General features: G+C 45.9%; 24 protein-coding genes, 1 tRNA gene and 1 pseudogene. 20 read left to right on the forward strand and 6 right to left on the reverse strand.

Annotation, left to right across the window (positions count from 1 at the left end):
- On the forward strand, window positions 1-2,334 hold a 2,334-nt coding region (gene carB, locus ACLTD4_RS16465), incomplete at its 5' end, for a carbamoyl-phosphate synthase large subunit (protein WP_412331426.1).
- Window positions 2,335-2,383: 49 nt separating this feature from the next.
- Here the strand turns inward: carB and ACLTD4_RS16470 are convergent.
- The gene (locus ACLTD4_RS16470) at window positions 2,384-2,926 is read right to left on the reverse strand and encodes a DJ-1/PfpI family protein (protein ID WP_117623611.1); all 543 of its coding nucleotides are present in this window, start codon (window positions 2,924-2,926) and stop codon (window positions 2,384-2,386) included.
- Between the two features lie 602 nt (window positions 2,927-3,528).
- Here ACLTD4_RS16470 and ACLTD4_RS16475 point away from each other — a divergent pair.
- The 3 genes from ACLTD4_RS16475 to ACLTD4_RS16485 are packed head-to-tail and all read left to right on the forward strand — an operon-like array spanning window position 3,529 to window position 5,851.
- Complete coding sequence (locus ACLTD4_RS16475; protein WP_117623622.1) at window positions 3,529-4,341, forward strand: RNA ligase family protein; 813 nt, start codon at window positions 3,529-3,531, stop codon at window positions 4,339-4,341.
- 2 nt (window positions 4,342-4,343) lie between these two features.
- Window positions 4,344-5,504 carry an AAA family ATPase gene (locus tag ACLTD4_RS16480; protein ID WP_117623612.1) on the forward strand — a complete coding sequence of 387 codons (1,161 nt, stop codon included), beginning with the start codon at window positions 4,344-4,346 and terminating at the stop codon, window positions 5,502-5,504.
- Between the two features lie 38 nt (window positions 5,505-5,542).
- Window positions 5,543-5,851 (forward strand): DUF3837 family protein, encoded by a 309-nt coding sequence (locus ACLTD4_RS16485; protein WP_055658733.1) that lies wholly within the window; start codon window positions 5,543-5,545, stop codon window positions 5,849-5,851.
- Between the two features lie 164 nt (window positions 5,852-6,015).
- On the opposite strand, the gene ACLTD4_RS16490 is transcribed toward ACLTD4_RS16485, so the two are convergent.
- From ACLTD4_RS16490 to ACLTD4_RS16505, 4 genes are all read right to left on the reverse strand, one after another.
- Window positions 6,016-6,088, reverse strand: a tRNA-Val gene (locus ACLTD4_RS16490).
- 128 nt (window positions 6,089-6,216) lie between these two features.
- Window positions 6,217-6,828 carry a manganese catalase family protein gene (locus ACLTD4_RS16495; RefSeq protein WP_055658735.1) on the reverse strand — a complete coding sequence of 204 codons (612 nt, stop codon included), beginning with the start codon at window positions 6,826-6,828 and terminating at the stop codon, window positions 6,217-6,219.
- Window positions 6,828-7,124 carry a spore coat protein CotJB gene (locus tag ACLTD4_RS16500; RefSeq protein ID WP_002603201.1) on the reverse strand — a complete coding sequence of 99 codons (297 nt, stop codon included), beginning with the start codon at window positions 7,122-7,124 and terminating at the stop codon, window positions 6,828-6,830. The genes ACLTD4_RS16495 and ACLTD4_RS16500 overlap by 1 nt, the downstream gene beginning before the upstream one ends.
- Window positions 7,124-7,327 (reverse strand): spore coat associated protein CotJA, encoded by a 204-nt coding sequence (locus ACLTD4_RS16505; protein ID WP_055658737.1) that lies wholly within the window; start codon window positions 7,325-7,327, stop codon window positions 7,124-7,126. The genes ACLTD4_RS16500 and ACLTD4_RS16505 overlap by 1 nt, the downstream gene beginning before the upstream one ends.
- Before the next feature lie 170 nt (window positions 7,328-7,497).
- On the opposite strand from ACLTD4_RS16505, the gene ACLTD4_RS16510 reads away from it, so the two are divergent.
- Genes ACLTD4_RS16510 through ACLTD4_RS16520 form a run of 3 tightly spaced genes read left to right on the forward strand, consistent with a single transcriptional unit; the run spans window position 7,498 to window position 10,188 of the window.
- Entirely contained in the window at window positions 7,498-8,418 is a 921-nt protein-coding gene (locus tag ACLTD4_RS16510) for an NYN domain-containing protein (RefSeq protein ID WP_055658740.1), read from the forward strand.
- A 24-nt stretch (window positions 8,419-8,442) separates the two neighbouring features.
- A complete protein-coding gene (locus ACLTD4_RS16515) occupies window positions 8,443-9,414 on the forward strand; it encodes a CorA family divalent cation transporter (RefSeq protein ID WP_117623613.1) in 972 nt (323 codons plus the stop codon).
- A 9-nt stretch (window positions 9,415-9,423) separates the two neighbouring features.
- Window positions 9,424-10,188: a DUF4261 domain-containing protein gene (locus ACLTD4_RS16520; protein WP_117623614.1), complete on the forward strand. Its 765-nt coding sequence runs from the start codon at window positions 9,424-9,426 to the stop codon at window positions 10,186-10,188.
- Between the two features lie 15 nt (window positions 10,189-10,203).
- Here ACLTD4_RS16520 and ACLTD4_RS16525 read toward each other — a convergent pair whose 3' ends face one another.
- The gene (locus tag ACLTD4_RS16525) at window positions 10,204-11,202 is read right to left on the reverse strand and encodes a YeiH family protein (RefSeq protein ID WP_055658744.1); all 999 of its coding nucleotides are present in this window, start codon (window positions 11,200-11,202) and stop codon (window positions 10,204-10,206) included.
- A 230-nt stretch (window positions 11,203-11,432) separates the two neighbouring features.
- Between ACLTD4_RS16525 and ACLTD4_RS16530 the strand changes: the two genes are divergently transcribed.
- From ACLTD4_RS16530 to ACLTD4_RS16590, 13 genes and pseudogenes are all read left to right on the forward strand, one after another.
- Entirely contained in the window at window positions 11,433-12,314 is an 882-nt protein-coding gene (locus ACLTD4_RS16530) for a LysR family transcriptional regulator (RefSeq protein WP_055658746.1), read from the forward strand.
- Window positions 12,311-12,475 (forward strand): hypothetical protein, encoded by a 165-nt coding sequence (locus tag ACLTD4_RS16535; protein ID WP_181991312.1) that lies wholly within the window; start codon window positions 12,311-12,313, stop codon window positions 12,473-12,475. The genes ACLTD4_RS16530 and ACLTD4_RS16535 overlap by 4 nt, the downstream gene beginning before the upstream one ends.
- A gap of 66 nt (window positions 12,476-12,541) precedes the next feature.
- Window positions 12,542-14,239, forward strand: a complete 1,698-nt coding sequence (locus tag ACLTD4_RS16540; protein WP_117623615.1) for a VanW family protein — start codon at window positions 12,542-12,544, stop codon at window positions 14,237-14,239.
- Between the two features lie 182 nt (window positions 14,240-14,421).
- Window positions 14,422-15,012: a hypothetical protein gene (locus tag ACLTD4_RS16545; protein WP_117623616.1), complete on the forward strand. Its 591-nt coding sequence runs from the start codon at window positions 14,422-14,424 to the stop codon at window positions 15,010-15,012.
- 413 nt (window positions 15,013-15,425) lie between these two features.
- On the forward strand, window positions 15,426-15,836 hold the full coding sequence (locus tag ACLTD4_RS16550) for a GNAT family N-acetyltransferase (RefSeq protein WP_181991313.1): 411 nt from the start codon (window positions 15,426-15,428) through the stop codon (window positions 15,834-15,836).
- Window positions 15,837-16,105: 269 nt separating this feature from the next.
- Window positions 16,106-16,501 (forward strand): hypothetical protein, encoded by a 396-nt coding sequence (locus ACLTD4_RS16555; RefSeq protein WP_243009759.1) that lies wholly within the window; start codon window positions 16,106-16,108, stop codon window positions 16,499-16,501.
- A gap of 127 nt (window positions 16,502-16,628) precedes the next feature.
- Entirely contained in the window at window positions 16,629-16,964 is a 336-nt protein-coding gene (locus ACLTD4_RS16560; protein ID WP_117623618.1) for a YmaF family protein, read from the forward strand.
- Window positions 16,965-17,196: 232 nt separating this feature from the next.
- The gene (locus tag ACLTD4_RS16565; RefSeq protein WP_055660761.1) at window positions 17,197-17,628 is read left to right on the forward strand and encodes a hypothetical protein; all 432 of its coding nucleotides are present in this window, start codon (window positions 17,197-17,199) and stop codon (window positions 17,626-17,628) included.
- A gap of 99 nt (window positions 17,629-17,727) precedes the next feature.
- A complete protein-coding gene (locus ACLTD4_RS16570) occupies window positions 17,728-18,687 on the forward strand; it encodes a hypothetical protein (RefSeq protein WP_117623619.1) in 960 nt (319 codons plus the stop codon).
- Between the two features lie 60 nt (window positions 18,688-18,747).
- Window positions 18,748-19,122: a BlaI/MecI/CopY family transcriptional regulator gene (locus tag ACLTD4_RS16575; protein WP_055660757.1), complete on the forward strand. Its 375-nt coding sequence runs from the start codon at window positions 18,748-18,750 to the stop codon at window positions 19,120-19,122.
- Window position 19,123: 1 nt separating this feature from the next.
- On the forward strand, window positions 19,124-20,029 hold the full coding sequence (locus ACLTD4_RS16580) for a M56 family metallopeptidase (protein ID WP_117623620.1): 906 nt from the start codon (window positions 19,124-19,126) through the stop codon (window positions 20,027-20,029).
- An 88-nt stretch (window positions 20,030-20,117) separates the two neighbouring features.
- A pseudogene (locus ACLTD4_RS16585) lies at window positions 20,118-21,455 on the forward strand (IS1182 family transposase); the annotation flags it as partial.
- A 1,004-nt stretch (window positions 21,456-22,459) separates the two neighbouring features.
- A complete protein-coding gene (locus tag ACLTD4_RS16590; protein WP_117623563.1) occupies window positions 22,460-23,809 on the forward strand; it encodes an ABC transporter substrate-binding protein in 1,350 nt (449 codons plus the stop codon).
- The last annotated feature ends 16 nt before the right edge of the window (window positions 23,810-23,825 follow it).

Below are 23,825 nucleotides of genomic sequence, written 5' to 3' on the forward strand. Positions count from 1 at the left end.
AACCCGGACAGCTTTGAATACTGTGTCATCGAGGTAAACCCGCGTGTGAGCCGTTCCTCCGCGCTGGCTTCCAAGGCCACCGGATATCCCATTGCCAAGGTTGCAGCCAAGATCGCGCTTGGTTATACCCTGGACGAGATTAAGAACGCGGTTACGAAGAAGACGTACGCCAGCTTCGAGCCGATGCTGGATTACTGCGTGGTCAAGATGCCGCGTCTCCCGTTTGACAAGTTCATCAGCGCAAAGAGAACGCTGGGAACCCAGATGAAGGCGACCGGAGAGGTCATGAGCATCTGTACGAACTTTGAAGGCGGCTTAATGAAGGCGATCCGTTCCTTAGAGCAGCATGTGGACAGCCTGATGTCCTATGATTTCACGGAGCTTTCCGACGAGGAATTAAAGGACACGCTGGCCCTCGTGGACGACAGGAGAATCTGGGTGATCGCGGAGGCATTAAGACGCGGCTTCACCTATGAGACGATCCATGGGATCACGAAGATCGACGTCTGGTTTATCGATAAGCTGGCGATCATTGTGGAGATGGAAGAGGCGCTTAAGAAGGGACCGCTGACGGTGGATCTGCTGAGAGAAGCCAAGAGAATCGAGTTCCCGGACAACGTCATCGCCAGACTGACAGGAAGCTCCGAACAGGAGATTCATCAGATTCGTAAGGACAACAACATTGTGGCCGCGTTTAAGATGGTGGATACGTGCGCGGCTGAATTTGCGGCGGAGACGCCTTACTACTATTCCTGCTTTGGCAGCGAGAATGAAGCCGCATATACCAGCGGGCGGAAGAAGGTGCTTGTCCTCGGTTCCGGCCCGATCCGTATCGGCCAGGGGATCGAGTTTGACTTCTGTTCGGTTCACAGCACCTGGGCGTTCAGCAAAGAGGGCTATGAGACGATTATTGTAAATAATAACCCGGAGACGGTAAGTACCGACTTCGATATTGCGGATAAGCTGTATTTCGAGCCGCTGACACCGGAGGATGTGGAGAGCATCGTGGACATCGAAAAGCCGGATGGGGCAGTGGTTCAGTTTGGCGGCCAGACGGCCATCAAGCTGACGGAAAGTCTGATGAAGATGGGTGTGACCATTCTCGGTACGGCCGCAGAAGATGTGGATGCGGCGGAGGACCGGGAGCTGTTCGACAAGATTCTGGAGGAATGCAGTATTCCGAGACCTGCGGGCCATACGGTTTACACTGCCGAAGAGGCTAAAGAAGCGGCCCATAAGCTGGGATATCCGGTGCTGGTCCGTCCATCCTATGTTTTGGGCGGCCAGGGCATGCAGATCGCCATCAGCGACCAGGATGTGGACGAATTTATCGGAATCATCAACCAGATTGCCCAGGAGCATCCGATACTCGTAGATAAGTATATCATGGGAAAAGAGATCGAGGTTGATGCCATCTGTGACGGCACCGACATTCTGATCCCGGGAATCATGCAGCATATCGAGAGGACCGGTATTCATTCCGGCGACAGTATTTCCGTCTATCCGGCTCAGGATCTGACAGAGAAGAACATCGAGACTTTAGTAGACTATACGGAGAAGCTGGCGAGAGCCCTTCACGTGAAAGGCATGATCAACATTCAGTTTATTGTGGACGGAGACGACGTGTACATCATCGAGGTGAATCCGCGTTCTTCCCGTACCGTGCCGTATATCAGCAAAGTTACCGGAATCCCCATCGTGCCGCTGGCGACGCAGATCATCTGCGGACGGACCATCCGGGAGCTGGGCTATACGCCGGGACTTCAGCCTTCCGCGGACTATATCGCCATCAAGATGCCGGTATTCTCCTTTGAAAAAATCCGCGGCGCCGATATCAGCCTCGGGCCGGAGATGAAGTCTACCGGAGAGTGTCTGGGAATTGCGAAGACCTTCAATGAGGCGCTTTATAAGGCATTTGAGGGAGCAGGCGTGCGTCTTCCGAAGTATAAAAATATGATTATCACGGTCCGCGATTCCGAGAAGGAAGAGGCCGTGGACATAGCAAGAAGATTCCAGGCACAGGGATACCGGATTTTCTCCACCGCGGGAACTGCGAAGTTCTTAAACAGCCATGGAGTAAAGGCGCTGGCAGTAAGAAAGCTGGAACAGGAGTCCCCGAACCTGCTGGATCTGATTCTGGGACATGAGATCGATCTGGTTATCGATATCCCGCCGCAGGGGGCGGATAAGAGCCGTGACGGTTTCATAATCAGAAGAAATGCCATCGAGACAGGCGTAAACGTGCTGACCTCACTCGATACGGCGGCGGCCCTTGTGACCAGTATGGAAAACAGGGCGAATGAATTGACGTTGATTGATATTGCAACGGTTTAAAGGGCAGACGGGCGGCAGTTACAGGTTTAAATATCTGTGGCTGCCGTTTTTAGATCTCTGATTTGTGGTATTTAAAAAAGTCCAGTGTCTCGGCAATGTCGGCCTCGTCTGAAAACAGGCCGATGGCCTTTCCCACTTCAACCGCAAAATCCACATATCCCTCTGGTCTGGCTGTGATGAGACGTCCGTCGCTCACAGCCAGATTTTTGCTTGTCCGAATGGAGTTCTTTCCTTCCAGAAAACCGTATTCTTCCAGAAGATCGACGCCGGCGCAGATGGCGCAGATACAGGATTTGTCCCGGCCCAGGCTGTGAAGGAAGGCACTCAGTTCGTCTCCTCTGACATGGGCGATATCGCCGCCCGGAATGATGAAGGAGGTGACTTCGTCCGGATCGATATCCTTTAAAAATGTGTCTGCCTGAACGCAGAAGCCTTCCGATGTGCGGATCGTTCCGCTGCCTGTGTCGTCAGCGGAGCCAGCCATGCAGTAAGCACAGGGCTGTTCACCAAGAGAGGAGTATTTCATGAAATATCCCAGCAGGACGATCTCAAAGAAACAGCAGTCTTCATAAATAAGAAAGTAGTTACGCATAGTTCTGCCTCCGTAATAAAATTGATACCTTTATTATAGGTGACGCCACGTTATTTGTATAGATAAATTGACATTCTATTTATTTGATGGTAAGATTACCCTAGCTTTATAAAGAAAGGGTGAGAACGATGTAATGGTTTGTTTATAAGTAAATCAATGGAACCTGGGATGGAACGCAGCGTGCGGGCCGTCTTGTTTTGATACCCTTATAAACGATACTATTACACCGTACACACGCCCGAAAAAGAATTTCTTTTTCGTCTGTTTTCGTGAGCGGCTGGTCGGGAGGATACGTATGGATCTTTCGGAAGCTGCCGCGGGACTTAATTTGTGTTGTGGTGATGTATGGGCCACAGCTTTTTTATTTCACAGAAAAGTTCGTCCTATGAAATAAAAGCCCTCCGGGGGATGCACACTCCGCGCTAAAGAAATATGGCCGCTGAAGCGACCGCGCTCCGGCGCGAGAGTCCGGCTTGCCGGACTCTTTATTTGTAATGGGAAAGGACTCCTGCTGCGTAAAATGGAAACGTGCGCTTTGGTGGATGGCTGAAAGGTCTGTGGCATATAACGGGAACATGAAGAGAGAAAGAAGTGAAATGAATATGGAAATGATTTATAAATATCCGAGAACCCGCCATATCGAAGGCTCCAGAATCCAGGCGGGCGACGAGGATTTGAAAAATGTGAGATTCGAGGAGATCAGGGGAAAATTCGTGGTTCTGGAGGAAAAGGTGGATGGCGCCAACTGCGGCGTCAGCTTTGGGGAGAACGGCAAACTGATGCTCCAGAGCAGGGGCCATTTCTTAAACGGCGGCTATGGAGAGCGCCAGTTTGATCTGTTTAAGACGTGGGCCAGCTGCCATCAGGCGAATTTATATGAGATGCTGGGGACGCGCTATGTGATGTATGGAGAATGGCTGTATGCCAAACACACGGTGTACTATGACAGGCTTACCCATTATTTTATGGAATTTGACATTTTTGATAAGGAAACGAAATGCTTTTTAAGTACGGCTGCGCGAAGGAAGCTGCTCTTACAGTGCCCGTTTATTGTGTCGGTCCTCGTTCTGTTTGAGGGCAGGCTGGATTCTCTGGAAGAGCTGGTTTCCTGGCTTGGCAGGTCACATTTTAAGTCGGAGCGGTATGAGCAGTCCCTGCGGGAGCAGTGTGAAGGACAGGGGCTTTATTGGGAACTGGTAAAAAGGCAGACAGATATGTCCGATCTGATGGAGGGGCTCTACATCAAGGCAGAGGAGGACGGTCTGGTGAAGGACCGGTTTAAATATGTGAGAAGCACATTTTTAAACACAATTCTCGATTCGGAGACGCATTGGCTCAACCGGCCCGTCATTCCGAACCAGCTGGCGCCGGGGACGGATTTATTCTCGGATATTCCTATTCGGGAGGAGGTGTGAGTATGGCAGATCAGCAGAGACTTGAAGATTTCTTAGAGCAGAAGGGATACTGCTTTGACGCACTCCTCGCGGAATTTCGATGGCTGGAGGAGCTGGAAGACGTCATGCAGGACAGCACATGGCACCGTGAGGGAAATGTGCTGGAGCATACGAGGCGCGTCTGCCGTGCGGTCGTGTCAGGTGAAGCGTGGAAGGATTTAAACAGAGAGGAACGGGCGGTCCTTTATATGGCCGCCATGTTCCACGATATTGGAAAGAAGAGCTGTACAATGCCCTCGGCCGAAGAAGAGGGCAGAATCATTTCACCCGGGCACAGCATTGCGGGGATGAAGCGGTTTCGGGAACTGTGCTATAAGGAATTAGAGGAATGTTTTTCGATTCCGTTTACGGTCAGGGAGGAGATAGCCTGGCTGATCCGTTACCATGGGCTGCCGCTTTTGTTTATGGAGAAGGAGTCGCCTTCCATTAGCCTTGTGAGAGCAAGGGAGAGCGTCAGGCTGAAGCTGCTCTATCTTCTTGGGCGGGCAGATGTGCTGGGACGGGAGTGCAGCGACAAGACGGCGGCTCTGGAGACGGTGGAATATTTCAGGGCTTATGCCGGGGAAACAGGCTGTTATGATGAGCGGATTCATTTTGCCAATGAGTATACGCGTTTCTGTTACTTTGAGAAACAGAACATATGGCCGGAGGAATGCCTCTACGATACGACGAAGTTTGATGTCTATGTGATGGCGGGGCTTCCTCTGGCAGGTAAGGATACGTATATTCAGGAGAATTTTTCACATCTCCCGGTGATATCCCTGGATGACATCCGGGAGGAGATGGGAGTGCGGCCGAGTGAGCCTTCCGGGCCTGTTGCGGCCGTTGCGAGAGAGCGGGCAAAGGGATTTCTGCGCACGCAGACCCCATTTGTGTGGAATGCAACCAATCTGGTGCTGGACAACAGACAGAAGATATGCCGGCTGTGCAGCAATTATGGTGCAAGAGTGAATATCAGATATTTGGAGGTGCCTTACCGGGAAGTGCTGCGGCGCAATACGATTCGGGAGCGGAGTGTACCGGTGGATGTGATTAACCGGATGATCCGCCGCCTGGATATGGTAGAGCGTACCGAGGGCTTCCGGGTAAGCTTCCAGCAAAATGACGGCCGCCTGATAAAATAGAGCCGGCCGGCCGATCTGAGAAAAAGGAGTGGAGAGAGATGGTGTTTTACATTAACAAACAGGCAGTAGAGATCAAGACGAGATTCGAAAACGCACCTTTGACCTCGCCGAATGAAGCGTGTGCGGCGATCGGCATGCTGTGCAAGATATACGGGCTTCCCATACCGGAAAAGCGGGAGATGGTCAGCGAGATGAAGCAGGATCTCCACACAGCCATCGATGGGAAGCCGATCCCGTCGGAATTCGCGGAGAAAGTCTTAAGCCTTTTAGAAGGATATTTTAAAGATGATCCGGTGACAGATGAGATTTATGAGCTGCTGAAGTACAGTTATGATGAGCAGAAATAGGGTGAATGGAGCAGGATATTATTCTCATGCGATTAGAAGTTGACTGATTAACCGGGGGAAGGAAATCGTAATTCCCCTAATAAGGCAATGTTGCTTCTGCAGAGAAAGCTTTTATAACAAAAAAATGCTGACCTCCCATTCAGGAAATCAGCAATTTCTTCTAATGGAGATGACAGGGCTCGAACCTGCGACTTCTTGCGTGTGATGCAAGCGCTCTCCCAGCTGAGCTACACCTCCATAGCAACTATTTTACCACGTTGACGGGAAAATGCAAGAAAAAAATGGAAAATTAATCATAATTTATCCTGTAAAAACACAATTGAGCGGCGGAATCGTTCCCGCCGCTCTGTGCTATTGCGCAGTCTTTATTTCTTTACAAACTGCTTATCAAATTCCGGATTGAAGTAGTAGAAATTCTTGGAATCCAGATTGGACTTAATCTTTTCCAGTGCTTCGCCGAATCTCTGGAAATGAACCACTTCACGTTCACGCAGGAATTTGAGCGGTTCTCTGACTTCCGGATTGTCGATGATACGGATCAGGTTATCGTAGGTGGTTCTGGCCTTCTGCTCGGCTGCCAGGTCTTCCGTTAAATCGGTGATGGCGTCGCCTTTGGACTGGAACTCACAGGCATTAAACGGGACGCCTGCTGCGGCGGTCGGCCACAGAGCTGTGGTGTGATCGACGTAGTAGGCGTCAAAGCCTGCAGTCTTTGCCTGCTCCGGCGTTAAATTTTTCGTCAGCTGGTAAACGATGGCGCAGATCATCTCCAGATGGGCCAGCTCTTCCGTGCCGATATCCGTTAAAAGTCCGCCAACTTCCTTGCATGGCATGGAGTAACGTTGGGAAAGATATCTCATGGAAGCAGCCAGCTCTCCATCAGGACCACCAAACTGGGTGATGATGAGAGATGCCGTCTTCGGGCATGGCGTCGAAATTTTTACTGGAAACTGAAGCCGTTTTTCATAATTCCACATTAGACAGTACCTCCTTCCCACGGAAGCGGACCGTCAGACCAGGTAAAATGCTTCTGTCCCGGATACTTCGTATGGGTTTCTGATTTGTTGTTGGTATCGGGGCAGACACAGTCAACCGTCAGCGGTTCAAAATTCTCTGCGTACGTCTGCATCAGCTGTTTTCTCTGCTTCATGGCGTCGCTGAATGCCTTTAAAGCGTTGTCGTCAAGAGGATGGGTGTCAAGGAACAGGGTCAGATCATTGACTGTGAAGCTGATTTCATTAATCTGTTTTAACATTGTTTCGCGGTCTGCCATTATTTACCACCTCCAGTCACATAAAACGGTAAGTCGAGACAAGGGAAGATCGTTCCGTGCTGTAAAGCGGCAGCAGGCTCATATGGCTGTTCCCAGGGCTGCATCGGTACTGTCGCGATAGCCAGTGTTAAAGCGGCGGCAGGTGTACTCTTGTCACTGTCGGATTTTCCGCAGCCACATGAACTGTTTGAATTCAAATTCATAAGAACACTCCTTTCATGTTGCGTTGTAAAGTATCTTCTTTTCTAGTATCTGCACGGAAGATAAAAATACGATGCAAAAAATATGCCAGAATAACCATTTGCCTTATTGTATAATGGACCAGAATAAAATATAATGGTAGATATCACTAGGATAACAGGAGATCAGAACATTGAATGACAAGAAATTTGCAGTATTAATCGATTCGGATAACATTTCAGCAAAGTACATCAGCTATATTCTGGCTGAGATGACAAAGTATGGTGTCATTACATACAAAAGGATATATGGAGACTGGACAAGCTCTCAGATGGGAAAGTGGAAACAGGAACTCCTGGAAAATTCAATTACACCGATTCAGCAGTTTTCCAATACCGTGGGAAAGAATGCCACCGACTCTGCGCTGATTATCGATGCCATGGATTTGCTGTATACCGATAACGTGGATGGATTCTGTATTGTTTCGAGTGACAGCGATTTTACGAAGCTGGCCAGCCGGCTGAGGGAATCGGGAAAGGAAGTCATCGGCATGGGTGAGGAGAAGACTCCGAAATCATTCCGCGCCGCATGTACTGTGTTTACCAATTTAGAGATCCTGCTTGACCAGGATGAGGAGAGCGTCAGCGGAGTAACGGTAGGACGGGAAGTCATCGAACAGGATATCGCTTCTATTATACTGGAGAACGACGATATGAATAAGGCTACTGGTCTGGGAGAAATTGGGAATCGTCTTGTAAAAAAATATTCTGATTTCGACGTCAGAAGCTATGGTTACAGCTCTCTTTCGAAATTTCTGGAGGAAATGGATAGTTTTGAACTGAAGAAATCAAATAATGTAGTAACGGTTCGCATAAAGGACAACCGAACCAGGAAACAGGAGCTGGATGATTACGCCATAAAGCTGGTGAGAAACAGCGGAAGGAACGGCCTGGAGCTGGCCGCTCTGGGCAACGGCATGCACAGGAAGTATGGGGATTTCAAGGTCAAGGATTATGGCTACTCCACATTTTCCAAGTTTGTGCAGAGTATCAGCCAGTTAGAGGTCCGGGAGAATAAGACAAACAACAAAGTCGTCTTCATCAGACAGGAGTAATACGGAAGGAAAGAGGGAATAACGATGGTAAGTTACAGCTTTGGTACAAGGCTGACCAGACTTTCCGATGGAGAGAGACGAGAGGGTGATGACGCCTGTATTACAGTCATGACGCTGGAGGAGTTCCGGGAGGCGAAGGAGACGTACCTTCACCGGAAGGTACTGCTGCATTCCATGGAGAATATCCATTACTGCAAGGCGGAGGCGTACGGCGGCTGCACGATGGGGACTTTTATGATTCCCAATAAAAATGATCTTTTGGGCGAGAAGTTCTCCTTTGGCTTCTATGTGACGGACAGTGAACTGATTCTGATCGACGAAGGAGATATGCTGACTGAGATCATCAAACGGATGGAGGACATTGCGTCGAAAGAAGGGACTGCCCATTCCCATGCTGGAGAGGAGAGGGCGAAGGAAAAAGGGACGCCTGCCGCTCCCGCGGAGTTTCTGATCCTCTTAATGGATTATCTGATCCGCAACGATGTGCTTTTCCTGCAGAAGTATGAGGCGAAGCTGGAGGACATGGAGGACGAGCTGCTGGATCATCAGCCGAAGAATTTTTATGAGACGGTGATTGTGAGCAGAAAGGAACTGCTTGCACTGCACACCTACTATGAACAGCTGATCTCTCTGGGAGAGGAACTGGAGTCCAATGACAACCACCTGTTTTCCGAAGGGGAATGCGCCGGTTTCGGCATGTTCGCCAGCCGGGCCAGCCGCCTTCACGATCATGTGGAGATGCTGCGGGAGTATGTATTTCAGATTCGGGAGATGTACCAGTCTCAGATTGCCTCCAATCAGAACCAGATCATGAGCTGGCTGACCGTGGTGACGACGATCTTTCTGCCCCTCAGCCTGTTGGTAGGCTGGTACGGAATGAATTTTGCCAATATGCCGGAGCTTCGATGGAAATACGGCTACGCAGGGATGATTCTCCTGAGCGTCGTAATTGTAGCGGTCGAGATTTGGTTTTTTAAGAAAAAGAAGATACTATAGGAGAACGCGATGGAAAACAAGGAAAAAGGCTCGTTTGTCGGCAGTGTGCTTCTGTCTTCCCCGGTGTGGGATGCAGAAAAGTTAAAAAAGGATTTGCTGGATGAGTGGAATATCAGCGTACCGGATGAGGAGGAGGCGGATAACGACACCATCGTATTCGAGGCAGATAATTATATGGTAGCCATCAGTCTGATGCCGGCACCTGTGCCTGCGGGAGAGGCGGAGTATTACGCTAAGTCCAATTATTTCTGGAAAGGCGCTGTGGACGCGGCCAGTGAGCACCAGGCCCATATTCTGGCTGCCGTGGTCGGAGGAAGGGAAAATGATCCGTTTGAAGCCGGTAAGCTTTACGTAAAGATTTCTTCGGCCTGCTTAAAGCAGGAGAATGCGCTGGGAATTTATACCAGCGGAACCGTGTTTGCGCCGGAGATGTACTGCGCCGTGGCGGAAGATATGAAGGAGGAAGAAGAGACGTATCCGATTTTAGACTGGATTTATTTTGGCCTGTATCAGACGGAAAAAGGGATGAACGGGTATACATACGGCATGACTGCTTTTGGGAAGGATGAGATCGAGGTGTTGGAAAGCGCGGCTGCGCCAGCCGAGCTTCACGAATTCCTCTTTGATATTGCGAGCTATGTGCTCCGTGATGATGTGCTTTTAAAGGATGGGGAGACCATCGGCTTCACGGAAGACGAGAAGCTTCCGATTACCAGGTCGAAAGGTGAGGCGGTGGAAGGCGACAGTATAAAGATCGCCTTCATGCCTGCTTAAGAAATCAGGAACCGCTTACCAGATGCCCAGAAAATTCTGCATGGACAGGCTGACCAGGGAAATTCCGATCCAGCAGCACAGGCCCAGAAGAATCGGTTTCATTCCTGTTTTTACGAGGGTGACCAGGTTGGTATTGGTCCCGATGGCGGCCATGGCCATGATGATGAAGAACTTGCTTAAATCTTTCAACGGTCCCGTAACCGTGGCGGGAAGATGAAATACGGTGGTCAGTACGGATGCGAGAAGGAAGAACAGAACGAAAAACGGAAATATTTTTGCGATTTGAAAGGTATTTCCGGAGCCGCTCTGTTCTTTTTTTGTGCGGTAAAATGCCAGAAACAGGGTGATGGGTATAATCGCCAGGGTTCTGGTTAGTTTAACAATGGCGGCGGCCTCCAGCGTATTGCTTCCGTAGATTCCGTCCCATGCAGCAGCGGCGGCCGTGACGGAGGAGGTATCATTGATGGCGGTGCCGGCAAACAGCCCGAATCCCTCGTTGGAAAGCCCTAAAGCGGCGCCGAGCGCGGGGAAAATTAATGCGGCGGCAATGTTGAACAGGAAGATAACGGAGATAGACTGTGCGATCTCCTCGTCGTCCGCCTCGATGACCGGCGCAGTTGCCGCTATGGCAGAACCGCCGCAGATGGAAGAACCGACGCCGATTAAGATGGCGCTCTTCGTCGGGATCTTCAAGAGCCGGAAGAGCAGAACCGCTATGAGAATCGATGTGGTGATGGTGGCCAGGATGATGGGGAGAGACTGCCTTCCCTTTTCCAGAACCACGGATAAGTTCATGCCGAAGCCGAGTAAAACGACGGCGTACTGGAGAATCTTCTTAGATGTAAATGCGATCCCGGGGCGGAAAAGCTCCTTTCCCTTTATAAACGGGGCAATAGCCATTCCGATTAAGATGGCACAGACGGGGCCGCCCACTACTGGAAAGAGTCTGCCTAAAAACCAGGCCGGTATGGAGATGGCGAGACAGATCAGAAGCCCTGCGGTATATTTTTTCATAGTTAAAAATTCCTTTCTTGTTCGATATTATTATGAGATCATGGGGATAAATTTATTCCAGCGGGCAACGGGTCAAGTGTATGCCTGCTTGAAAATTTGACTGACCATGGAAACTGTTACCATTATACAGAAGGATAACCATAAAATAAAATTCTAAATATTTATTTATTGATAAATATATGTTATGATATAGAGAAAGGAACGTATTTTACAAAAGGAGGAAAGTTCAGATGCTGGATTTTCGGATGGATACATTTCTCGCCGTATGCAGATGCATGAATTTTACAAAGGCGGCGGAGGAATTGAACATTACACAGCCTGCTGTGTCGCACCATATTCACTATCTGGAGGAACACTATCAGGTAAAGCTGTTTGAGTACAGCGGTAAAAAGATCGGACTTACGGAGGCGGGGAAGATGCTTTTGTCGGCGGCAACGACGATGCAGCACGATGAGCTTCATTTAAAGCAGGCGCTCAAGATGTCGGATGGCGGCGGGCGGCGTCTCGTGTTCGGGGCGACTATGACTGTGGGAGAGTACGTTCTCCCGGAAGCGCTGATGCGGCTTATGGACGCCCAGCCGGATATTTCTGTGAAAATGGTGGTGGCCGACACCCAGGATCTGCTGCGGAGCCTTGACGAGGGGGAGATCGAATTTGCAGTGGTAGAGGGCTTTTTTCAAAAAAAGGAATACGATTTTCTCGTCTACGACAGAGGGAAATTTGTGATCGTGGCTTCGCCGGAATATCAGTTTCACAGCGAGGGTAAGGTGATCGAGGATCTGACGCAGGAAAGGTTCTTTATCCGGGAGCCGGGATCCGGTACAAGATATGTGTTCGAGCGGTATCTGGAAGGCAAGAACCTTCTGATTCACGATTTTGAGGACCTGATGGAGATCAGCAACATTGGCGCTATCAAGAGCCTGGTGGCAGATGGACGGGGAATCACATTTTTATATGAGGCCGCTGTGAAGAAGGAACTGGAAGATGGCCGGTTGAGACGCGTGGTGCTGGAAGACTTTGAGCTCAGCCACGATTTTACTTTTATATGGAGAAAAGACAGCATTTACTCCGAATATTACCGTGAACTGTACCGTCTGCTCCGGGGAGAATGACGGATAGAATGACGGAGGGAATGACGGAGGGAATGACGGAGGGAATAACAGCGGGAATAACGAGGATATGGAAGAACGGCGTGGAGCTGGGCCGGTTTGTCTCTGCTTTATCGAAAACACTCTTGACAGAATTAACTGTATCTGTTATTGTTACAGTGTAAACTGAAATGATAAAAGTTACAGTTTGCTGCGAAATGCAGTAAAGTGTGTGAAATGGAGTGATAAAGATGAAGAGGGGAAGATCGAGGAGACGCCGCCGTCAGGCCAGGCTGGTGATGTACGGTGGAACGGTCATTTTACTGGCTGCGGTTCTTGGAACGGCAGGTCTGGCTTTTGGACGGAGATCCGGCGGCAGAAGGCCGGAATCCGCAGTGGAAGAGAGCAGCACGGCCTCTGTGGCGGAACATCTGGCAGGGACGGTAACGGCTTACGAAGGCACAGTCGTCGAAGGGATTGATATTACCGGAAAGAGCCGGAGCGACACCGAGAAGCTTCTTTTGGAGAAGACGAAGGGGCTGTCTGTGGTCTGGCAGGATGAGACCGTGACGGCGGAGGAGGAAACCGGAGGAGCAGTCAGGAGAATTCTGGATGAGATTTACGGAAACGGGCAGATGAAAACTGGAACATTCGGTTTCGATATGGATGCTCTGGAGGAGTCCTTCCGTGCGCTGGCTAAGGAGCTTGCCGGTAAATGGAACCGCGCGGCGGCCGATTCCCAGCTTGTCTCCTTTGATAAGGAAACAGGCGTCTATACCTATTCGGAGGCGAAAGCTGGAAGAACGCTGAATGAAGATGCGCTGGTACAGGGCCTGATGGAGGCGGTAAAAGCTGGAAATTATGCTGCGGTGGAACCGGAATTTTCGGAGAGCTCCCCGAAACGCAGCGCGGCGCAGGCAAAGGAACAGTATCAGGTTATCGGAAGTTTTACGACGAAGACGACAAGCAACAAAAACCGGAATGAGAATATTCGTCTGGCGGTGGAAGCGATCGACGGCAGGATTCTGAAGCCGGGTGAGGAATTTTCCTTTAATCTCGCCACTGGAAACAGGACGAAGGAGAAGGGATACCAGCCTGCCGGAGCATACCGGAACGGCGTGCTGATTGAAGAACCGGGCGGCGGTGTGTGCCAGGTATCTACCACGCTTTATAATGCCATTGTGAGTTCGGGGCTTTCGGCGACGGAACGCCATTCCCACAGCTTTACTCCGAGTTACATACAGCCGGGAGAGGATGCCATGGTAAGCTTTGACGGCTATGCCGGGCCGGACCTTAAGTTTGTAAATTCAGAGCCGACAACGGTGGCAGTCCGTGCCTCTCTGAAGGATAACACACTGAAGATATCCATAGTGGGCCTTCCGATTCTGGAAGATGGCGTGAAGGTGACCATGCGTTCCGAAAAGGTAAGGGACGTAGAACCACCGGCTCCGGTGTACGAGGCCAATGACGGGCTTCCGGCAGGTACGGAGAAGATTGTGGATCAGGGGCAGAAAGGCGGAGTCTGGAAGACCTTCCGCGTAGTGACCAAAGACGGCAATGTCTTGGAAGAGACTCCGCTTCACAATACGACATACCGTGGTAAGGCATCGGTAATTCAAAAGAACGAGAACGCAGCAGAAACCGGTGAGTCTTCGGCGGAGGCGGGAGCAAACGAGAGTGCGGCCGACGGACAGACGCAGGAGAGTGCAGGGCAGGAGAGTGCTGGACAGGGAAATGCAGGGGAGGAAAGTGCCGGGCAGGGAAAAGCTGGACAGGAAAATGCCGGGCAGGGAAACGCAGGCCGGACGAGTGGCGCCGGAGATGCAGCAGGTGGAAACGCAGGACAGCAGGAAACGGCGCAGCAGCAGGCAGTTCCCCAGCAGGAACCGGCGGCGGGCGCAGATGCAGACGCAGTCGTGGTACCGGCTTTTCCGGGACGTAGCGAATAGAGGAAGATTAGTAGGCTGGATAGGTGAGATAGGATATATGAAATTAAAAGCAATAAGAGCCAAAGTGAATTTATAAGAAAGTAGACTGAGTTTGACAAATTTCTGAGCAACAATTAGACTATAAGGAGAGTTTCCATTAGGCACATAAGGCATGCTGGAGATTATTTATACTGGAGGTATTTATGAACAATAAAATAATTATTGTCGAGGGTTATCTTGCTTCTGGAAAATCCACATTCGCATTAAAATTATCAGAATCATTGAAAATACCGTATTTTATTAAAGATACATTTAAAATTGCACTGTGTGAAAATATATCAGTGAATGATAGGAATGAAAGTAGTCGTTTTTCTACAGTTACTTTTGATGCAATGATGTATGCAATAGAAAGATTATTTGAAGTTGGATATCCAGTTATTATTGAGGGGAATTTTGTACCTGAAGGCGTAAAAAGAATAGACGAGTCCAAGATTATAAGAGGAATAATAAACAAATACTCCTGCAAATCGCTTGTTTTCAAATTTTCTGGTGATACAAAAATCTTACATAGACGTTTTATTGAACGTGAAAGACTACCTGAGCGTGGACAGGTAAATAAAATGGGGTTTGAACCATCCTATACTGAGTTCGATGCGTGGTGCCATAATCTCGATAAATTTGATGTTGGTGGAAAAGTCATAAAAATTGATACAACTGATTTTAGTAAGGTCAATTTTGAAAGATACATTGAAGTTGCACGATTATTTATTGATTCAAAAAGTGGCACAACATAAAGCTGGTGAGCATAAGGCACAGATACAAATATGGATGATTCAATAGTGGCAAGCAGTGTATGAGTGTACGCACTCATACGGTTTGACTAATCTGATGGGGCGGCTATGCGTCCATTGGACGCTGGTCTATGAACGGATATTTAGACTGCCGGAGATGGAGCATACATCCCTGTTACAGTGGTCAGTAGATAGGAAGTAAGGTAACAATACCTGTACTTCTCTAAACTTTCCCTTTGTATATACACATGGAGTAGAAAGTCCGATTTATCGAACTTTCCCGAATATAATATACCTGTAATTTCGTGGTTTTTATATCGTCATTTTCTCGTAATCCTGCTACCAAGAGATTTTGACAAGTTATGAGGCGATTTGGCAAGAAAATAGGCGTAATTGAAAATTGGAGGTGGTTGAAAATGTATGATGTAATGTACGATACACGAAAAGATTTGCCATGTAAAGCGTTACACGATTTGTTTTTTGCAGTAGGTTGGTCTGATGGAGAAATAACGCCTGTTATGCTGGAAAATTTTAATATAGGTTTTATTAATTCAACGCTTGTTTTTTCGGCATGGGTAAATGGAAAATTGGTAGGTTGTATAAGAGTGCTTAGTGACCAAATGTTTCATTCCGTTATATATGATTTAGCGGTACACCCTGAGTTTCAAAATCAAGGAATTGGAACAGAGTTGGTCTATAAATGCAGAGAAAAATTTCCGGATTCGGAATGGTTGGTGCAAACAGAATCAGCAGAGGCTTTCTATGAAAAAATTGGGTTCAACGTGAATAAAGATATTTTTTTGAGCATTCCATGCAAGTGGTTCTAGTGTTCCGTTAAAGAGGAGTAACACGATTTTAAGAGATATTTGCAGATCTTTATTTCATGTGGATTTGTGAGGGGCTTTATAAAACAAGGTAAATAGTTTTAAAACACCTTTTTGAGTATTGGGTAATTAGAAATAACGTATGAAATGCCATTCAAGATAAGAAGAGCCTTTTAAAGCCTGATCTTGTCCTGAATGGCTTTATTTATGGCATTAAATCCTCAGTGGCGAGACACGGTTATATCCGTGACGTGAGGGTGGACGGCTTTTCCATGATTAATGTGAAATATCCGTTCCATTTCTTCTTAAACTGGAATCCGGCATACAGCTACTGCGAGCTTCCATTGGGCTATGAGGGAGAGATGCCGGTCCACTGGGAAAAGCTTCTGGAAGCTATTCCAGCTTCCGTTCCGAAGACAAAGGTCAGTGATCTTACAATTGAGAATGTAACGGCATGGAATGAACCGGAGTATGACGGCATCAGCCGGGCGTTCCACATGGAAGGCTTTGAGGATCAGCCCATTGAGCATGTAGTATTTAAGAATGTATCGCTGGCGTGCCGGGAGTTTGGAGTGATCAATCACACGAAGGATATCGAGTTCCAGAATGCTACAGTGTCCGTATCCGGGGCTCGTGATGAGAAAAATGACAGCTACGATAACCGGTAATTTGATACGGCCTTAGATATTGCTGATCGGTGTGTGCTAACTGATAAAGCTGGCCGAAACTCTGTTTTGGAACATACCAGTCTCCTTGTCCATATATTGTAGTATATTAGGAAAGGAGAAGTTTAAAATGAATGAAAATAATTCCTGCAATTGCAGATTAGAGCATGTACACGAGATCGTAGGGAGTACGTTTATCGCAGAGTACTGCAAGGATCCTCATAACCATCGATTTGCAACGGTTTCTGATGAGGCGATTCCTTACATGGGCAGCCATGTTCACAATATAAAGTTCCGTACAGATTCTTATGACGGCCATTACCACGAGTTCTGCGGGACGTCTTCTGCCGCGATACCGGTTGGAGGCGGCAAGCATATTCATTTTGCCAAGGCGTATACGACTTCCGCAGATGGACATGTTCATGAGTTTCAGGTGGCATCTTTGATTGATAATCCAATCGAATAGTATGGAAAGCTGGCATAGGAGGAAAATCCTGTGCCAGTTTTTGGGGTTAGTGGGACTGGCAGTGAGTAGAAAAGTCTTATTTTCCTAACTTAACCACTTAAAACAGTAATTGACAAGCGTATAGGAATGTAGTAAAATAAAAATGACTACAAAAAAGTAGTCAAAAATGACGTGGCCATGTCATACTGCATTTAGAAGTATTATATTATCTATGGGAAGAGAGGTTTATACCATGAAAAAAGTAATCGGCAGTTCATTGGCACTAATATTAAGTCTCACCTGTTCCTTTTACGCATTTGCAAATGGAGCCCCAAGTGAAGCTGAAATTCAAAAATGGGTATATGAGTCAAATCTTAGATCTAACCCGATAGCTGAACTTGAGGGGCTTGCCCCTCGTACTGCGGCGCTTGTGGCAAGTGATGTTGGAATTGAATATTCCGGATTTGGAGATTACGGGTACGCATGGGGGTATACTGATGTGAAAGATGGTGATACAGACGTTTATCACTACACAAGAACCGAGTTGAGAATAAAATCTAGCAGTACACCGCTTGCAACTGCAAAAGAATATGGTTATGGTGAGGTTCATGCAGAAACAGAAGATGTAGCAGGTGCAATACACCACACAGACGCTTATGGTAAGGTTGCTTGGGGATTAAAATAAAAAAGAACATATAAACACTGATTAATAGTTTAAAAACAACTATTCCAGAGAAAAAATATTCTCTCTGGAATAGTTGCTATAATGTGGAGAGAAGGTAGTATGGCAAAGAGCAGTCATTCAAAATTAATTGTTATAAAACTGGTGCTTATGGCAATCCTTTTTGTTATTATCATTTCAGGCATTTCACTATATGTGTACCCGAAGAGTCAAAGAGGTTCTTTTTATTCTCCAAATGTAGAAAATAATATAACTTCTAATGCAAAGGAACATTATATCCGTTTGGCTGATAATTATCTGGACGATGATGACTTAAGCAAACTATATAAAATAGATAATGCTGAGGATTTATTAAAAAAATTTAATGAAGAATTGAATGAGCAGTACGATTTTTATGAGATAACATTTCAAGCATTTCAGTCCTTAAACGCTCTGGAAATCGATGATAAATTTTTTAAGAAATACGGAAAGAAGAAAGAAACTATTAAGAACCAGAAAATCAAAATTAATGGAACGTTACGTTACGTTTCCTCCTTAAATACAATTCAGGTTAACCAAAGGGCATATGATAAATTTTTAAATAATATTTCCGAGGGAAGGGGATTCCAGGATCAAGATTTTTTATTTGATGAAAAATCAATTCCTGTTATACTGGGCCATGATTATAAGGAATACTATCATATTGGAGATATTTTTGAACTTAATTATCTGGAGACAGATAGAAAAATGGAGGTAATTGGTTTTTTTAAAGAAGATATTGCTTTGCGTATTGACGATATCGAATATATGTTAAATACTTACATATGCAGTCCGTATTTTCAGATAAAAAAGTCTCCGTCCACTAATGCTGAAAGGATATTTCAACTACGTTATTATCTCGAGAAAAATCAAGGATTCATCCAATATACAATTCAGAACACTGATGATTATATGACAGATGAAACCATGATTTTAAAAGATCGAGAAGAGGCAGTTAAAAAAAGGGCTGCGCAATTTGGCCTTGATTACACAATTCTTATGTATCCCAGTGAAATAATTTTAATTGACAATAACAAAAACTGATGATATTCTATTCATGTGACTACTATTATATAGTCAATAGTAAAACGTGGAGAAATCACTATGTACAATAATCTCACAACTTCCGAACAGGCTATCATGAATGTGTTATGGGAGAGTAAGCAGTGGATGACAATCAATGAATTAATAGAATATTTTGAAAAATCAGGCAAAATCTGGAAACGTCAAACTGTCAATACATTTCTGACTAGACTGATCGGAAAGAATCTTGTAGTTAAAAATGGGCGAAAATATATTTATGCTTACACAAGAGCGGAATTCGAGGCCCGTAAAGCTACTGAAATGCTCGACTCTTTTTATGGTAGCTCTTTAAAGAATTTTATAGTTGCCTTATCCGGCGGTCATTCTATAAGTCAGGAAGAAGTGGAAGAATTAAAAGCATATCTTGACAAGTTACAGCCATACGAGGAGATATAAAGTGAATATTGTCTTCACCATGTGCTTTACCGGAAGTTTTTTGTTCGCTCTGTACTTGGCGATCTTATATCTTTTCGGAGAATTTTTAAACAGTAATTGGAAATATCATATACTAAGACTGGTACTGTTTTTTTTCCTGGCTCCGCTGGGGCTTTTTAAATTACTTATTCGTCAGTCATTGCCATCTGTTAATTTTCGGTTAAATAACGATCTTCCTATTTTAATAACAAGCCCCGACAGTGTGTATGCCAATATTGTGCTTCGGACCAATGCAATAATTGTGTTCGTTTGGCTGAGTATAACTTCAGGTATATTTATCTGGCAGCAACTAAAATATATTCGTTTAAAAAAAAAGATTATGGTGTCAATGACGGAAATCACTGATTCAACGCTTTTAAATTATCTGAATATATGTCGAAAAAATATAGGAATTAAAAGAAAGGTAAAAGTATTTCAATCAGAGTTTTTAAGCCCTTTTACAACCGGGGTATGTGTTCCTGTGATTGTTATGCCTGCATATCTGCCTTTTGAAAAACAAAAATTAATTATAAAACATGAATTGATCCATATCAAACGCTATGATTTTCTAATCCAATTTCTTCGACGCCTGGTTACATGTTTTTACTGGTTTAATCCGCTGGTTTATATTCTGGATGTTCAGTTGGAAAAAATTGTGGAAATCTCCTGTGACAGATCTGTTATTTTGGATATGGGGCAGAAGGAGAAAAAGGATTATGCAATGCTTATTATCGATATGGCTTCTTATGACATACAATATCGAAGTGTCTTTATATCTTCATTCAGTCGAAATGTGAGATATCTTAAAGAAAGGATGAATCTGATTATGAGACCAGAAAAAAAATATGGAAAAGGATTACCTGCGGTAATTCAGACTGTAGACAACTAGCCTCCTAATAGGAGGCGGTTGTCTTTTTTCTTTCACTCAGGATTTCGATGTAGTATAATAGTACTATACGAAAGTGAGGTTTTTTCTTATGATGGGGAAAAAAGATTATTCAGAACGTTCTCAGGTACAGATTGCAAGCCTGGATGACCTCGTCCCTTCCGGTCATCTGGTTCGAAAGCTGGAGGAAGCCATTGATTTAAGCTTTATTTATGACGAGGTTAAAGATCTCTACAAACCTTATGGCAGGGAAAGCATTGATCCCGTTGTATTAATGAAAATCGTGATCCTCCAATACGTGTTTGGCATCCCTTCCATGCGCAAAACAATCAAAGAGATTGAAGTGAATCTTGCTTACCGCTGGTATCTGGGATACGGCCTGTATGAGGATATCCCTCATTTCTCTACCTTTGGGAAGAACTATACCAGACGCTTTAAGGATACGGATCTTTTTCAAAAGATATTCTCCCGGATTCTAATGGAGGTGGATGCCTGTGGTTTCCTGGATACGGAAAGTCTTTTTATTGATGGTACCCACATCAAAGCCAGTGCAAACCCTCATAAATATCAGAATGAAACCATGGAAAAAGAAGCCCGATGTTACGAAAAGGAGCTGCAGGAGGAAATAGAGAAGGACAGGCTGGAACACGGGAAAAAGCCATTGAAAGAAAAAGAGTCCACGCCAGAGACCATAAACAAAAAGGTCAGCACTACCGATCCCGACAGTGGCTGGTTCCACAAAGGGGAACACAAGCAGGTGTTTGCTTATGCAGCCAATACCTGCTGTGATAAAAATAATTATGTCATAGATTTTGAAGTGACAGCAGGGAATGTCCACGACAGCGTATCCTTTTGGGAACTGTACCGGAAAGTAAGCGAACGGGTAAAATATCCTAAATACTATGTAATGGATGCAGGCTATAAGATACCAGCAATCGCAAGAACGCTAATCGAGGAAGGAAAGGTTCCGGTTATGCCCTATAAACGTCCAATGACAAAGAAAGGGTATTTTCGAAAAAGCGATTATGTATATGATGAATACTTTGACTGTTATTTATGCCCGAATAATCAGATCCTAAAATACAGCACAACAAACCGTGATGGATACCGAGAATACAAAAGCGATGGAAAAAAGTGTAAGGATTGTCCGTACCAAAACCAATGTACAGGAAGCAAAGACCATGTAAAGGTGGTAAGCCGCCATGTATGGGAGGGGTACATGGAAAAGGTGGAGGAAATCCGTCATCAGACAGGGATGAAAGAAATCTATCAGAAACGGAAAGAAACCATCGAACGAGTCTTTGCAGACGGAAAAGAAAAACATGGAATGAGATATACACAGTACAGAGGATTGGCAAAAGTGACAATGGAGCTGACCCTTTTATTTGCATGTATGAATCTAAAGAAACTGGCAATCTGGAAATGGAGAAAGGGCGGGCTAAGGAAACCCTGTTCTTTTGTCTGTATATTCGAACCAATATATCTCTATATAAAATTCAAAATGGTTCCGGGTGCATCGCACCAGGAACCATTTTGTCTACAGTCTGGATTACCTGCGGTAATTATTGTATTCATGGTTTTATGTAGCAGTTTTACTGCATTTGCATACCAGCCCCCAACAAAACTTAGTATGAACTGGAATTCTTCTGTTACTTCATTGCCTGACTTTAATTCTGCTGATCGCATAGTTTTTGAAAGCGGTAACTATTTTGCTGGGCAGGCATTTCCTTCAATCCGGTATGATACTCAATTTACCGACATCAATGGGAATGTTTACAAAATAGAAGATTTTCCTGATTCTCATTATGCTGCATGTGAACACGATTTTGTTGAGGGAACATATTCTATGCATTCAAAAAAAGCAGATGGCAGTTGTATCACAAAATACTACGAAGCTCAGCGCTGCAGCAAATGTGGTCATTTAGAAATAGGCTCATTAATAGATACGGAAACGCATGATGTCTGTCCGCATAAATAAATTTAACAGCGCTAAACTACCATAACAGTCCTTTCGAGGGCTGTTTTTTTGCTTCATGGTTACTCCAAATCATACAAAATGCAAAAAAACAAAGAAGGGTATTGACAATAAATTGTGCAAGGAATATAATGATCGACATAGAGTACACGTGTACGCAAATAAAAAGTGCATATACAAAAAACCCGATTACAAATAGCAGAAATAAATTTAATGAAATATAACCAAATAAATGAATGCGTATTTGGGAAAATTAACGAATGCCGGTGAAGGGAGAGAAAGGAGAGGGCAAAAAAATACCCTGAGAGTTTATCGGTCTGCCGCGAAACATACGGATAAACAGTCAGGATACCTTATTCAGTACCATTCTAAATGATTTAAGTAAAAAAGTAAAGGTTTCTTTTCATTAAAATTTATATATTACAGTTGTTAAACAACCATATTTCAGGAGGTTCTATATGAAAAGAAGATTTGTTGCTGCGATACTGGCCGGAGTCATGGCGTGTTCACTGGCAGGATGCAATACGAAGTCACCGATGGCAGGAAAAGAAGAGACGACAACGGCCGCCGGTACCCAGGCAGGCTCGGATACCCAGGCTGCCTTAGCAGAGGGAGAGACAGATAAGCAGGCGGAAGCCGCAGGCCCGATCACCATTCAGTTCTGGAATGCATTTACAGGAACGGACGGCGATGTGCTGAGGGAGATTGTGGACCGCTATAATAAAGAGAATACCAGAGGAATTACGATTGAGATGGATATCATGCCGGCCAGCAGCTTAGAGGAAAAACTCCCGGCAGCCATCGCTTCCAAGACAGCGCCCGCTCTTATTATCAGAGGTAATTTTGATACGGCAACTTATACGGATAATGGAATTTTGACGCCGCTTGATGATTTCTTCGAGCAGACCGGAGCGGATGCCTCGAATTTCAGTGATGCATCTCTTCAGGCGCTTCAGTACCAGAAGGTACAGATGATGATTCCGATGCAGGTTCATTCCACGTTCCTTTACTGGAATAAAGACCTGTTTGAAGCGGCGGGACTTGATCCTGAGACACCGCCGGCAACATGGGAAGAGGCGGCCGAGTATGCGCTGAAGATCTCTGATCCGTCCAGAAAGCTTTATGGAATCGGTTTCCCGATCAGCGGCGCGCCCTGCTATTTTGATGCAATGTTCAAGTCCAACGGCGGTGACGTCTTCTCTGCAGACGGTAAAAGTTCTGTTCTGGACAGTCCTGAGAACTTAAAGACCCTTCAGTATATTCAGAATCTTGTCAATCAGGGGGCTGCGCCGGTTGGATCTACAGGAGCCGATACGGATAACTTAATGCTTGCCGGACAGATGGGAATCTATTGCGGCGGTCCATGGCTGATCAGCGGACTGAAGGAAGCGGAGATCAATTTTGGTGTTACGGGAATGCCTGCAGGGGACAAGGAAGCTGCCGGTGTTATCGAGGTCCAGGGCTTTGGAGTCACCTCCACGGCCAGTGAAGAAGAAAAGGCGGCGGCTTACGACTTTATCGCCTACTGGAATTCAGACACGACTTGTAAAGAATGGTCCCTGCGCAACGGATATCCGCCATATTTAAAGTCTCTGGCAGAGGATGCAGACATCAAAGCGGATGCCACAGTCAATGCGCTGTCTTCTATCTCTGAGTTTGGATTTTCCTTTGCACCGGGAATTAAATCTGTAAAACAGGTCAATAACGACATTTTATTCCCCATGATCGAAAATGTAGTGGCCGGCAACGACCCGCAGGAGGAACTGAGCAAGGCGTCGGAGAGCATCAACAAGCTGCTTTCTGAGTAGACAGCAGTACATAGAG

It is taken from the genome of Hungatella sp. (assembly GCF_046966825.1).